General features: G+C 57.3%; 9 protein-coding genes and 3 tRNA genes. 11 read left to right on the forward strand and 1 reads right to left on the reverse strand.

The window, feature by feature from the left end:
- Positions 1–103: 103 nt before the first annotated feature.
- From N675_RS07495 to N675_RS07505, 3 genes are all read left to right on the forward strand, one after another.
- Positions 104–724 carry a hypothetical protein gene (locus N675_RS07495; RefSeq protein ID WP_156100842.1) on the forward strand — a complete coding sequence of 207 codons (621 nt, stop codon included), beginning with the start codon at positions 104–106 and terminating at the stop codon, positions 722–724.
- Positions 718–3,132: an endonuclease MutS2 gene (locus N675_RS07500; protein ID WP_038038803.1), complete on the forward strand. Its 2,415-nt coding sequence runs from the start codon at positions 718–720 to the stop codon at positions 3,130–3,132. The genes N675_RS07495 and N675_RS07500 overlap by 7 nt, the downstream gene beginning before the upstream one ends.
- A gap of 75 nt (positions 3,133–3,207) precedes the next feature.
- Positions 3,208–3,450: a putative signal transducing protein gene (locus N675_RS07505; protein WP_038038804.1), complete on the forward strand. Its 243-nt coding sequence runs from the start codon at positions 3,208–3,210 to the stop codon at positions 3,448–3,450.
- Here N675_RS07505 and mfd read toward each other — a convergent pair.
- Positions 3,447–6,956, reverse strand: coding sequence for a transcription-repair coupling factor (gene mfd / locus N675_RS07510; protein ID WP_051914443.1), 3,510 nt, complete (start codon positions 6,954–6,956; stop codon positions 3,447–3,449). The genes N675_RS07505 and mfd overlap by 4 nt on opposite strands.
- Positions 6,957–7,069: 113 nt before the next feature.
- Between mfd and N675_RS07515 the strand changes: the two genes are divergently transcribed.
- The 8 genes from N675_RS07515 to N675_RS07545 all read left to right on the forward strand — a co-directional run bounded on the left by N675_RS07515 (position 7,070) and on the right by N675_RS07545 (position 12,935).
- A complete protein-coding gene (locus N675_RS07515; protein ID WP_038038805.1) occupies positions 7,070–7,708 on the forward strand; it encodes a ComEA family DNA-binding protein in 639 nt (212 codons plus the stop codon).
- 5 nt (positions 7,709–7,713) lie between these two features.
- A complete protein-coding gene (locus tag N675_RS07520; RefSeq protein WP_197066280.1) occupies positions 7,714–9,102 on the forward strand; it encodes a ComEC/Rec2 family competence protein in 1,389 nt (462 codons plus the stop codon).
- A 100-nt stretch (positions 9,103–9,202) separates the two neighbouring features.
- Positions 9,203–9,275 (forward strand) — tRNA-Thr (locus N675_RS07525).
- 10 nt (positions 9,276–9,285) lie between these two features.
- Positions 9,286–9,367 (forward strand) — tRNA-Tyr (locus N675_RS07530).
- 94 nt (positions 9,368–9,461) lie between these two features.
- On the forward strand, positions 9,462–10,661 hold the full coding sequence (gene tuf / locus N675_RS07535; RefSeq protein ID WP_038038807.1) for an elongation factor Tu: 1,200 nt from the start codon (positions 9,462–9,464) through the stop codon (positions 10,659–10,661).
- A gap of 40 nt (positions 10,662–10,701) precedes the next feature.
- Positions 10,702–10,872 (forward strand): 50S ribosomal protein L33, encoded by a 171-nt coding sequence (rpmG, locus tag N675_RS14040; protein WP_081886934.1) that lies wholly within the window; start codon positions 10,702–10,704, stop codon positions 10,870–10,872.
- A 30-nt stretch (positions 10,873–10,902) separates the two neighbouring features.
- A tRNA-Trp gene (locus tag N675_RS07540) sits at positions 10,903–10,975 on the forward strand.
- Positions 10,976–11,147: 172 nt separating this feature from the next.
- Positions 11,148–12,935 carry a GmrSD restriction endonuclease domain-containing protein gene (locus tag N675_RS07545; protein ID WP_038038808.1) on the forward strand — a complete coding sequence of 596 codons (1,788 nt, stop codon included), beginning with the start codon at positions 11,148–11,150 and terminating at the stop codon, positions 12,933–12,935.
- Positions 12,936–12,973 lie beyond the last annotated feature (38 nt).

Consider the following 12,973-nt stretch of genomic DNA (forward strand, 5'->3'; position numbering starts at 1 on the left):
TCTTGTCAAGAGGACGCGCTATACTTCTCTCCAATCGTCCTGATTGAGCACTCGCCGATGTCTCACCGCCGTTCAAGGCATAATCACAGCGAGAGGTGATTGCGTGGTGGTAGTCGACGGTGCCATCATTCTTGTGTTTTTAGTCGCCTATACCCTTGCCTTCATTGGCGGGCTTGGTCGTGCTGCTCTCGCGCTCCTGACAACGGTTATCATTCTGGTTGCAGCTGCGGCGTTTACTGTGCCAGTTGCGCAGGCGTTGCAGGGGGTTCTGCATTCCCTGCCCCTCTGGGCAAGCGAACTCTTGGCGCTGTTGCTCCTCAGTGTTATCTTTGGCCTCCTTACTCCCTTCGTGATTACGCGTGCCGTGACGCTTGTACCACATGTTCGTCGTTCAGTCATGACGACGCAAGGTTCTATCGGTCTGATTGTCTTGGCTCTCGTTGCCTTTGCGTTCGCAGCCGTCCTCACCGTCATGCTTGGTACAGTGACCGGGAACGTCATCGCGAGCTTGCCTCCTGGTAGTGTACAACGTACACTGGTTCGCGCGATCGACCAATCGGTTCTTTTCCCCGGTATCGTGCGACTGAGCGCGACACTTGTACATCTTACCATTGATTGGGTTCCGGGAATACATCCTCAATTGCTCCATCCGCTTACGGCGTTGCGTATCGCCCATACATTCTGGGTCGCTCTTTCCACGAGTGGGATGACACAACCATGGTGATTGCTCCTGATGTCCTGGTAACGCTCGAATTCGATAAGGTTCGGGAGATTCTTGCACAACACTGCCAATTCTCGGTTGCCGCCGAGTATGCGCGTTCGCTTGTTCCGGCAACCGATGTTGACCAGGTGAAGTTGGCGTTAGCACTGACCCGCGAAGCCGTTTCTTTGCTTCGTGAGCAACCGCGTCTCTCCATTGGCGGTTTCCGAGACATTCGTCCCGTACTGATGCGTGCCCGCCAAGGCCAGTTGCTGGATCCGCCAGCGCTGCGCGACGTATTCGATACAGTTGAAGCGGGGCGGGTATTACGCGGTCAATTGTTGCGCCATGACGAATGGCGGACGCGCTTCCCGCAGCTCTCGGCAATGATCGCGCGTATTCCCGAGTTGCCTCAACTAGCTGCATCCTTGGAACGGGCGATTGGTCCTCGCGGGGAGATTCTCGACACTGCCTCAGCGAAGCTTGCTGAGATCAGGCGAGAGGCCAGCGCGGCTCATGAGCGGCTGCTCGAACGCCTGCGCCGTCTCCTGAACGACCCACACGTTCAGCCAGCGTTACAGGAGCCAATCATCACGCAGCGGGATGGACGGTATGTCATTCCCGTGCGTGCCGATCGACGTCAGGCTGTTCCGGGTATTACCCACGATGTTTCAGCAAGCGGGCAGACGCTCTTCGTCGAGCCGTTTTCGGTGATTGATCTCACCAATCGCTGGCGCGAGCTGCTTGCCGCCGAAGAGCATGAAATTCAGCGGATTTTGCGCCAGCTCACGGAAGCAGTCCTTGCGGCAGAGCCGGCCTTGCAGACACTCATTGAAGTGGCCGCGCAATGTGACTTGACGTTTGCCAAAGCCCGGCTTGCTGCCCACTGGCGAGCTACTGAACCTGAAATTGTTGAAGCCGCTGCCTCAACGAGTCCGGCTGGACATCCAACCCATCGACTGAATCTCAAGCAAGCGCGACATCCGCTCTTACCTCCTGAGACCGTTGTGCCGATCGATTTGGCGTTGGGCGAGCAGTACCGCATCCTCGTCATCACTGGTCCAAATACTGGTGGCAAAACCGTTGCGCTCAAAACCGCTGGGCTGTTAGCCCTGATGGCGCAGAGTGGCTTGTTTATCCCAGCAGCCCCCGGATCGCAGCTCAGCGTCTTTACGAAGATGTTTGCCGACATTGGTGACGAACAGAGCATTGAACAGAACCTTTCGACGTTCTCAGCGCACATGCGCCGAATGCGAGACGTCTTAGCGCAAGCTGACCAGTCTTCACTGGTTTTGATTGACGAGTTGGCGGCCGGAACAGATCCCCAAGAGGGTGCCGCGCTCGCTCGGGCGCTCCTCCGCGCGTTGCTCGATCGCTGGGTCTTAGGGATTGTAACGACACACTATCCTGAGGTGAAAGCCTTTGCGGCGGTCACCCCTGGGCTGGAAAATGCGAGTGTCGAGTTCGACCTTCAGACGCTGTCGCCAACCTATCGGCTTATCTTAGGGATACCAGGCCAGTCAAATGCATTAGTGATTGCCGAACGGCTTGGCCTGCCGCGGGATGTCCTCGAAGAGGCACGTCGCTATGTGGCGCCTGATGCTGCGCAACTGGAAACGCTGCTTGCTGAGATGCGGCGTCGTCTCGCAGCCGCGGAGAAGACACTGCAAGAGGCGCAGCGCATTCGTGATGACGCTGAGCGCATGCGGCGTCAAGCCGAAGAGCGGCTGCACGAAGCTGAGCAGCGATATGCCGAAGCGTGGAATGCTGCCTATGCTGATCTCGAAGCGGAGTTAACGCAAGCGCGTGAGCTTGTCAAAACGCTTCGGCGGCAGCTATCGCAGGCTGATCGCTTTGCTGCGACTATGCCGACGTCGGCATTGTCTGATGAGGCGACGAAGGTTGAACAGCAGTTGCGACAAATCCAACGCCGCGTGCGGACACGCCCACGTTCGCACCCACAGGTGATGACCTCACCTGGTCTTCGGGTCGGAGATGTTGTCGACATTCCATCACTTGGATTACGCGGTGAGGTCGTTGCGCTGCTGGAAGAAGATCAGGTTGAAGTGCAGGTTGGATCATTTCGTGTGCGCCAGCCTCGCTCTGCAGTTCGCCCTGCAGCCGATGGTACTCCAGCTCGACAACCAAGTTCTAGTACGAGGGTAAAGGTTCCTCCTCCGCCTTCTGTTCCGTTAGAACTCCATCTTCGTGGGATGCGTGTTGCTGAAGCACTCCCTGCGCTTGAACGTTATCTCGATGATGCTATCCGAGCTGGATTACCATGGGTTCGCATTGTGCATGGAAAAGGCACTGGAACGATCCGTGAGGTGGTGCATCAAGTGCTTCGTGAACATCCGGCAGTTGATCATTTTGAGCTGGCACAGCCCCATGAAGGCGGAGCTGGTGTCACGATTGTCTATCTCAAGGGGTAACATGACGCCAGCGCACGAACCGATCGGCTGGAAAGCAAACACTGTTGCTCGGTTGAAAAGGCGAATGATAGAGCAATGTCGCATCAGAAGGAAAAGCGCAACACTGGCGCTTTGGTAAAGCTTGTTACGGCTCCGAATACCATCGTGGCTGAACTCTGGCAGCAGGCACTCAAAAACGAGGGCATTCCAACGATGATCCGTCCGATGATTGCCGCTTTCCCCTACATGACGGACGGACCATGTGATCTTCTCGTCCTGCCCGAGCAGCTAGACCATGCACGAGAAATCCTCGCAGCCTTGCTTGATGTAGCCGATTAATCATCGCCGGCAAGGAGCAAGGTGGCCCCAACGTCTTCAATGGTGCGGAGCACCGCGCTCAACGCGTCCCACCAATCGACCTTCAGTCGGCTGATGAGTAGCCTGACTTGATTGGGGGTAACATAAACGCCTTGCCCGAGTTGACGGCGCAGCGCATCCTGGTTGATTCTGGCTCCGATCACGGGCCGGATAAAGATTTCTCCATCACGCTCCACGATCGCGCTGATGCCAATGTGACTTGCGCGGATCCGTAAGCGCGCAAGCTCAAGCAACTTCGTGACTGGCTCTGGCAGCGGTCCAAAGCGATCGCGCAGCTCCTCCTCCAGTTCGCGCAGTTCGCTCATCTTGCGGGCACGGGCGAAACGCTGATACAACTCCATGCGCACTGCCGGATCCCCACAGTAGTTCTCCGGGATTGTCGCCTCAACTGGCAGGTCGACAGTGACGCTGGGTGGCTCTTCAAGCGGCCTTCCTTGGCGAATTTCCTCCACTGCCTGGGCAAGCAATTGGGTGTAGAGTTCGAATCCGACGGCGGCGATATGCCCGCTTTGCTCTGGTCCGAGAATGTCGCCAGCGCCGCGAATCTCAAGGTCGCGAAGCGCGATCTGGAATCCTGCGCCGAGTTCGGTCGCTTCTTGAATTGCCTCTAATCGTGCCTGCGCTTCTGGCGAGAGCGGCTGATGCGCATCATAGAGTAAATAGGCGTATGCCCGCTGATGACTCCGCCCAACCCTCCCGCGGAGTTGATACAGTTGCGTCAGGCCAAGTTGATGAGCACGGTCAATGATGATGGTGTTGACGTTCGGCATGTCAACGCCGGACTCAATGATCGTTGTACAGACAAGAACGTCATATTCTTGACGGAGGAACGCAAGGACAATCGATTCAAGCTCGTCTTCGTTCATCTGACCGTGTGCCACTGCGACGCGTGCTTCAGGAACGAGCTGCTGAATCTTGTTGGCGAAGTGATAGATTGACTGGACGCGGTTGTGGACAATGTAGACTTGCCCGCCGCGGTTCAGCTCGCGGAGAATCGCTTCGCGGATGACGGTATCACGGGCGGGCGTGACAAATGTCCGTACTGGCACGCGATCTTGTGGTGGTGTTGCGATGATCGAAAGGTCGCGTACTCCGCTCAGCGCGAGGTAGAGCGTTCGCGGAATCGGCGTAGCGGTAAGCGTCAATACATCGACGTTTGTCCGTAGGCGCTTGAAGTGCTCTTTCTGTGCGACGCCAAAGCGGTGCTCCTCATCAATAATGACAAGCCCCAGTCGTTTAAACCGGACATCAGCTTGGATGAGCCGGTGCGTACCGATCACGATGTCGACCTCACCGCGCTCAAGTCCAGCGAGAATGTGCCGTTGCTCAGCCTTGCTCCGTAGCCGTGACAACATTTCAATGCGCACGGGAAACGGCGCCAAGCGCTGCTGGAACGTCGTGTAGTGCTGGAGGGCGAGGATTGTTGTGGGAACAAGCACGGCGACCTGGTATCCGGCGTTGACTGCTTTGAAAGCGGCCCGCAGCGCAACCTCCGTCTTCCCAAAACCGACATCTCCGCAGAGAAGGCGATCCATTGGTTTGGGCTGTTCCATGTCCGCTTTGACTTCCTGGATAGCGCGCCATTGGTCGGGAGTTTCCTGATACGGGAAGGATTCAGCAAGTTCGATATCCCATGTGGTATCCGGAGGGAACGCAATCCCCTCAGCGGCTTCGCGTAAGGCATAGAGTTGCAACAGATCAAAAGCGAGTTCACGGACAGCTTGCCGGACGCGACGCTTGACGCGCCCCCAGTCCGGTGACCCGAGCCGTGTCAGTTGCGGTGCACCGTCCGGTCCTTCGTAGAGCGTAATACGATCCAGTTGGTCAACAGGGAGATAGAGACGATCGTTTTGGGCATACTCGAGCAGTAAATACTCTCGGTTGACCCCGCTCACTTCGAGGGTGACCAGTCCACCATATCGCGCGATGCCGTGCTCAACATGGACGACGTAGCAACCAGGCTGGAGTTGCTGTAAGAGGTCGTTTCGGCTTCGCACCCGCTGAGCATGCCGATGCACGACACGGCGATAACCGAAGAGTTCGCGATCGGTCAAGACAATAAGTTGACAACGCTCGTGTTGCCAGCCACTGGTAAGGCGTTCGCGGATGACCTCAACGGTCCCCGGTGGCCATGACGCGCCGTCTCCTGTTTCACTGTCCCCGTGGTGAACCAGGCGTGGGAAAATATCTTGCTCTTCAAGAATTTCTGTGATGCGTTCTCGCTGTTCGGTCACTAAGACGATGCGCCAGCCTTGCTGCTGTCGGGCGCGGACAACCGCTGGAAGCTCATGAACATGGCCAAGAAGCAGCGGCATATCAGCGCTGTAACCATGGCTGGCAGGAAGCGGAATCGTTTCACCTGGCCAATCCTCTGGCCGCTGACCGAGGAGCAGTTGCCGCTTCTGCTGGAGTGTTGTCAAGATAGCGGGCAACGGCAGATAAGGCTGTGGCAGGCCGTAGGGCAGTTCTCCGCTTTCCTCAAGCGTTTGACGGAGGTCCTCGGCTTGGAGGGCAAGCTGCTCGAGCGCAAGGCGCACATTCGCTGGTTCGAGAATCACGGTAAGGTGTTGCTCTGAGCGGAGGTAGTCCAGGATTGTTGCGGCGGGCTGATAGACGAGTGGGGCGAGCAATTCCGGAGGGTAACTCAGCTCGCCACGTTCCAATCGTCCAAGGAGCTTGTTCCACTCATCCTTGACTTCACTCCGGAGTGTGGCCGTATCCCATTGCCGTGCTTGTTCACAAGCACGTGCGATTTCTGCCTGCGAAGCCAGGCGAGCCGGCAGGATCAGCGCAGCGTCAGTGCGCTCAACCGAGCGCTGGGTACTTGGATCAAACCAGCGGAGTGAATCAATCTCATCACCAAAGAATTCGATACGAAGGCCGTATTCACTTGTCGCTGGCCAAACGTCGACAATGCCGCCTCGCTGACTGACGTGGCCAACTTCTGAGACAGTGCCGACACGGCGATATCCGTAGTCCAGCAGCGACGTCATGAGATCCACAGGCGAAAGATGCATCCCAACACGCAGTTCGAGGGTGTGCGCTTGAAGAGCCTCTGGCATGCCAACGAGTTGACCAAGTGCCCGTGCTGGAACAATGACGACTTGGGGAACATTGCTCAAAAGGTGCCACAGGATGGCAACTTGCCTTGCCCCAACATCAGCATCAGGCAAAAGCACATCGTATGGCAGCGTATCAGCAACTGGCCATCGCTGTGGGGTAAGCGAAGAGGGCAAGTAGATACGAAGCAGTTCTGCGAGTTCGTCGGCCTGGTCGGGACGCGGCGTCACGATCAGCATTGGTCCATGCCAGCGGAGGGCGAGAGCCGCAAGCAGTGGGGCACGCGCTGCCGCTGGCACATCCTCACAATGCGCCCCGATGTTGCCGGAACAGGCTTGTAATGTCGTGACGAGTTGGTTCTGCCAGGTATCAGTTGCGAGATATGCGGTGAGATGTGCGAGTGTCATTGATCTCGTTGCCTGTATCGTCCTGCGCCGGCACAGCCGGCGTATCTGTTACTGTACCACAGCGGCAAAATACCCGCTGACAATCTGCGATAAAATCCTTGAGAGGGGGAAGAATGAGGCAATTCATTCGCCGCCTTGCATACTGGCAGCTTTTCCTCATCGGATTTCTCCTTGGCAGCCTGATTATGATCGGAATCTTCATGGTTTGGCCTTACCATCCGGATGAGCTTGTCTTAACGGTTCTGCCAGACGAGACGCCAACGGCTGTGACGGTCTATGTGGGCGGTGCAGTCGCTACCCCTGGTCTCTATACGCTGCCACGCGGATCGCGTGTAGCCGAAGCGATTCAACACGCCGTGCCAATTCCAGAGGCTAATCTCAACACCTTACCGCTCGGGCAAGTTGTAGAAGATGGGCAAACAATTATTGTCCCGACAAAGATACCCACATCACACGGAACCAAAACGGCTGATGCAACCGCAGCGGCTTCGACCCCAGACATGCAGCAACCGGCCGCAACTGGATCACCACCGCCGACGCCAGAGTCAGCGAGCAAGAAGATCAATGTGAATACTGCCTCTGCAGAAGAGCTTGAACGTTTACCAGGGATTGGCCCAGCGCTTGCACAGCGGATTATTGATTATCGCAATACCCATGGACCTTTTGCCTCCCTTGATGATCTTGCTGCTGTTCGAGGTGTTTCGCCTCGCATGGTCGATGCGTGGCGTGAACTCGCGACAACTGGAGAGTAATGCGCATGCTTGGAGCGGCAGCTGCCACCGCTTTTTTAGCCGGAGTTGTAGCTGCTGATCTGCATCTGCTCATCCCCTGTGCCCTTGTCCTCGTCTGTTGCGTGATGCTCCTGCATCGCCGGTGGCCGATTCAGCCTGTCCTCAGTGTCCTTCTGCTCCTTGGAGCGTTTGGTAGTGGAGTATTGTGTGCGTTGCATGGCCGCCCGTGGTTACCGCACGACGCAACATTGCAACAGTCGCGCTTCTTTGAAGGCATTGTTGTCTCGGTGCCCCGTACGTATCCCACGATGACCCAAGCCGAGTTGCACCTTACCAAGCCAGTGACCACAACAGTCACTGCGCTCTTTGATCCGACGTTCGAGATCGAGGAGGGGATGCAGCTCAGCATGCAAGGAAACGTCCGGCGTGCGATGCGACCGATTGCAACTGGCCGGCAGACGGTCTTTGTCCTTGACGTACAGTCAGCTCGGGTAACGGGGAGTATGGCGAATACACCACAACGGTGGCGCGCGATGGTGCAGCGTACGCTTCGCGATCGTGTCTTCTCGGCGGTTCCCGAGCCAGCCGGATCTCTGACGCTCGGTGTCCTTACCGGTGATGATGCGCTGATGCCACCGCAGACACGCGCGACGTTTCGACGGGCTGGGCTAAGCCACATCACTGCCGTGAGTGGCTGGAACTTAAGCGTGCTGGCTGGTGTCCTGGAAGCGGGAGCCGGAAGATGGCTTGGACGCCGTTCTCTCGGGGCCCTCACTCTTGGCGTGGTCTGGATGTATGCCTATCTCGTGGGAATGGAGCCGTCAGTGCTCCGAGCTGCCATGCTGACGACGCTGTCAATGGTTGGGCTGTTGCTCGGTCGCCTGCGTGCGCCGCTCCTGCTTGTGCTTTGGGCCACGGCTGTTCTCCTGCTTTGGAACCCACTCCTGCGTTTCCAACCAGGCTTTCAACTTTCCGTTATTGCCACCATTGCGTTGATTAGCATCCAGGGGCGTGTGAAGCAGTATCCGCGCTGGCTCCAGGTCTTTCTGGTCGCATGTGGTGTGCAGGCTGCCGTTATCCCAGCGACGCTCTATTGGTTTGGGGAACTCTCGCTGATTGGCCCGCTTGCGAACGCGCTCGTTGAGCCGATTGTGCCCGTGGTCATGGCAGGCGGGGTGCTGACGGTGCTGGCTGCCTCCGTGCACAGTGCACTGGGCCAATTCGTGGGCATTCTCCCGTGGCTTGCTGGGAGCTTGGTGACTGCTGTGGCTGATGGCTGTACGTGGCTTCCTGGTGCGAACATGCTCATGCCAGCACCGTCTGCTGTCCCCGTTGTCTTGTTCTATGGTGTCGGACTTGCGATCCTCATGTGGGATCAGTTCTTTCGCATCAGGGCTACTCCTTGTCCTTCTTGACAGGCGCACATGTTCCTGAGTACACTTGGCCCTTGGTCACGCCTGTGCTCTTGTTTGAGCACGCGGGCTTTGTGTTAAAAATGCCATGCATCAGACAGATGCCGGTGTAGCTCAATTGGCAGAGCAGCGGTTTTGTAAACCGCGGGTTGTGGGTTCGAGTCCCACCATCGGCTCTGGGAACATGGGGGGATGCCCGAGTGGCCAAAGGGGCCTGGCTGTAAACCAGGTGCGCAATGCTGCGGGGGTTCGAATCCCTCTCCCCCCACGAGTATTCACTCTATGTGATCGCGACGCAGAGCGATACACACCCAGTGAGAAATTGACCTGGCATAGCTGGAGTCAAGCGAGGAGGCAGAGCGATGGGGAAGCCGCGGTTTGAGCGGACGAAGCCGCACGTGAACGTTGGGACGATTGGGCATGTAGACCATGGGAAGACGACGTTGACGGCGGCGATCACGAAGGTATTGAGCTTCAAGGGGTGGGCGAACTACACGCCGTACGATCGGATTGACAAGGCGCCGGAGGAGCGGGCGCGGGGGATTACGATTGCGATCAGCCACGTCGAGTATGAGACGGCCAAGCGGCACTATGCGCACGTGGACTGTCCGGGGCATGCGGACTACATCAAGAACATGATCACGGGCGCGGCGCAGATGGACGGGGCGATTTTGGTGGTGAGTGCGCCGGACGGGCCGATGCCGCAGACGCGGGAGCACATCTTGCTGGCGCGGCAGGTAGAGGTGCCGGCGATTGTGGTGTTTTTGAACAAGGTGGACATGCTGGACGACCCGGAGCTGCTGGAGCTGGTGGAGCTGGAGGTGCGGGAGCTGTTGAGCCAGTATGGGTTTCCGGGGGAGAGCGTGCCGGTGGTGCGGGGGTCGGCGCTGAAGGCGCTGGAGTCGAGTGCGACGGATCCGGAGGCGCCGGAGTATGCGCCGATCTGGGAGCTGTTGCGGGTGGTGGATGAGTACATTCCGACGCCGGTGCGGCCGGTGGACCAGCCGTTCCTGATGCCGATCGAGGACGTGTTTGGGATCAAAGGGCGGGGGACGGTGGTGACGGGGCGGATTGAGCGTGGGCGGATCCGGCCGGGGGAGAGCGTGGAGATTGTGGGGCTGGGGCCGACGCGGCAGACGGTGGTGACGTCGATTGAGATGTTCCAGAAGGTGCTGGACGAGGGGGTTGCGGGGGACAACGTGGGGTGCTTGCTGCGGGGGATTGAGCGGGACGAGGTTGCGCGGGGGATGGTGCTGGCGGCGCCGGGGTCGATCACGCCGCACACGCAGTTTCGGGCGGAGGTGTACGTGTTGTCGAAGGAGGAGGGGGGGCGGCACACGCCGTTCTTCAGTGGGTATCGGCCGCAGTTTTACATTCGGACGACGGATGTGACGGGGGAAGTGACGCTGCCGGCTGGGGTAGAGATGGTGATGCCGGGGGACAACGTGAATCTGACGGTGACGTTGGACAAGCCGGTGGCGTTGGAGGCGGGGTCGCGGTTTGCGATTCGGGAAGGTGGGCGCACGGTCGGAGCCGGCGTCGTCACCGAAATCCTGAAGTAAGTCGGACGACCGGTCGACACGCACTGAAGGATGTGGTATTATGGCGAAGAAAGGAAAGGCTGACCGGATCGTCATCACGCTTGAGTGCACTGAGTGCCACGAGCGAAACTATGTCACGGAGAAGAATCGGCGTAACGATCCGGGGCGGCTAGAGTTGCGAAAATATTGCCCACGGTGCCGCAAGCACCAGGTGCATCGCGAAACACGCTAACGCGCGCACGTGGGTCGGGAATGGTGAAATAGGGTCGTAGCTCAATTGGCAGAGCAGCGGTCTCCAAAACCGCAGGTTGGGGGTTCGAGTCCCTCCGGCCCTGCTCGAGCTACACCGTAACTTCTCTGCAGATACCAGAATCCAAGTTCCCATATGGGAACTGGGATTTTCTTTTGTCTCGGTTCCTGGTATTATCGAACATATGGCATGGGACACAGGTGATCAGCGTGATGGCCTGTTTAGAAGGGCGTTTATGCGGGGAAGGAACGCGGATCGTGGCGGATATCCTCTTCAAGAAGGTCGATTACACCCTGAAGAAACTGCTCGAAGACATCGCGATGGGTGAGATCGGTTTGCCCGATATCCAGCGGCCGTTCGTCTGGAACATGAGCAAAGTACGCGACCTCTTCGACTCCATGTATCGCGGCTATCCCATCGGCTATCTGCTCTTCTGGGAAAATGGCTATCCGGGGGAACATCGAGTCATCGGGGTAGACAGGAAGCAAAAAGTTCCTCGCCTGCTGATCGTGGATGGCCAGCAAAGACTGACCTCCTTATACGCCGTGATTAAAGCTGTACCAGTCGTTGATGAGAACTTTCGACGTGCCCGGATCCGTATTGCGTTCAACCCGTTGGAGGAGAAGTTTGAGGTGACGAACGTCGCTATTGAACGCGATGTTACCTGGATCGCCGATATCAGCGAATTGTGGAAGCCCGCCACAAGCACCTATGCGTTTATCGCACAATACCTCCAGCGGCTCAAAGAAAAGCGCGAGGTCACTCCTGACGATGAACAGCAGGTGGCTGCGGCTATCGACCGATTGCAAAAACTATTGGATTATCCTGTGACCGCTCTGGAGATCTCCTCCTCAGTCGACGAGGATCAGGTGGCAGAGATCTTTGTTCGCATCAACAGCATGGGGACGCCTCTCAACCAGGCAGACTTCATCCTCACCCTGATGTCTGTCTTCTGGGATGATGGACGTGCGGAACTCGAGGACTTCTGCCGACGGGCCAAAATACCACCTATGGACGCTCAGCCTTCACCGTTTAATTACTATCTGCGTCCTAATCCCGACCAATTGTTGCGTGTCAGTGTTGCTCTCGGGTTCCGGCGGGCACAGCTGGCGTACGTCTACTCGCTTCTACGCGGCAAAGACTTGCAGACGGGTCAATTTTCTGTGGAACAGCGTGAACGGCAATTTCAAATTCTTCAGCAAGCCCAAGCCTACACTCTCAACCTGACCAACTGGCACGAATTTTTTAAGGCATTGAAGCGGGCAGGATATCCCGGCGACCAGCTTATCTCTTCACAGTTGGCGGTACTGTACACCTATGCCTTGTGGCTGATTGGCAAACGCGACTTTGGGGTAGATCCATACTCCCTGCGCGAGGTGATGGCACGCTGGTTCTTCATGGCGTCTCTAACAGGGCGCTACACCTCATCGCCGGAATCTCGAATGGAGCAAGATCTCGCCCTTTTGCGCGGAGCGAAAACAGCAGCTGATTTTGTGAGAATTCTTGATCAGCAGATTGACGCCGTCCTGACGCGAGACTATTGGGAAGTCACCTTGCCCAGTGAACTGGAGACGGCTGCCCCGCGGAATACAGGTCAATCTGCCTATTACGCGGCGCTTTGTCTCCTGGATGCGCCAGTGCTGTATTCTCCAATGAAAGTAAAAGAACTTCTTGATCCGTCCACTAAGGCGAAGAAATCAGCGCTCGAGCGGCATCACCTCTTTCCTCGTCACTATTTGCAGCGCATCGGAATCAACGATGATCGTCTGATTAATCAGGTTGCAAACTATGCCCTCGTGGAGTGGACCGACAACATTCAGATCTCTGACCGCGATCCCAAGGAATACGTGCCTCGCATGGAGCAGCGCTTCTCCCCTGCAGAGCTTCGTGTGATGTACGACCTGCACGCGCTCCCAGAGCGGTGGTACGACATGGATTATCACACGTTCCTGTCAGAACGGCGGAAGCGCATTGCCGATGTCATACGTCGTGGATTCTTGCAGCTTAAAAATGTTAACGAATCCCCTATCGGCTGCTGCCCTTGAAGAAGCCACCAGCGCCTTGTCACCAGAGACAACTATCG

Source organism: Thermorudis peleae (assembly GCF_000744775.1).
GTDB classification, from domain to species: Bacteria; Chloroflexota; Chloroflexia; order Thermomicrobiales; family Thermomicrobiaceae; genus Thermorudis; species Thermorudis peleae.

Excerpts from the sequence above, each read along its gene's own strand:
- tuf (WP_038038807.1), top strand. The coding sequence starts at position 9,462 with ATGGGGAAGCCGCGGTTTGAGCGGACGAAGCCGCACGTGAACGTTGGG.
- rpmG (WP_081886934.1), top strand. The coding sequence starts at position 10,702 with ATGGCGAAGAAAGGAAAGGCTGACCGGATCGTCATCACGCTTGAGTGC.
- N675_RS07505 (WP_038038804.1), top strand. The coding sequence starts at position 3,208 with ATGTCGCATCAGAAGGAAAAGCGCAACACTGGCGCTTTGGTAAAGCTT.
- N675_RS07520 (WP_197066280.1), top strand. The coding sequence starts at position 7,714 with ATGCTTGGAGCGGCAGCTGCCACCGCTTTTTTAGCCGGAGTTGTAGCT.
- N675_RS07500 (WP_038038803.1), top strand. The coding sequence starts at position 718 with ATGGTGATTGCTCCTGATGTCCTGGTAACGCTCGAATTCGATAAGGTT.
- mfd (WP_051914443.1), bottom strand. The coding sequence starts at position 6,956 with ATGACACTCGCACATCTCACCGCATATCTCGCAACTGATACCTGGCAG.
- N675_RS07515 (WP_038038805.1), top strand. The coding sequence starts at position 7,070 with ATGAGGCAATTCATTCGCCGCCTTGCATACTGGCAGCTTTTCCTCATC.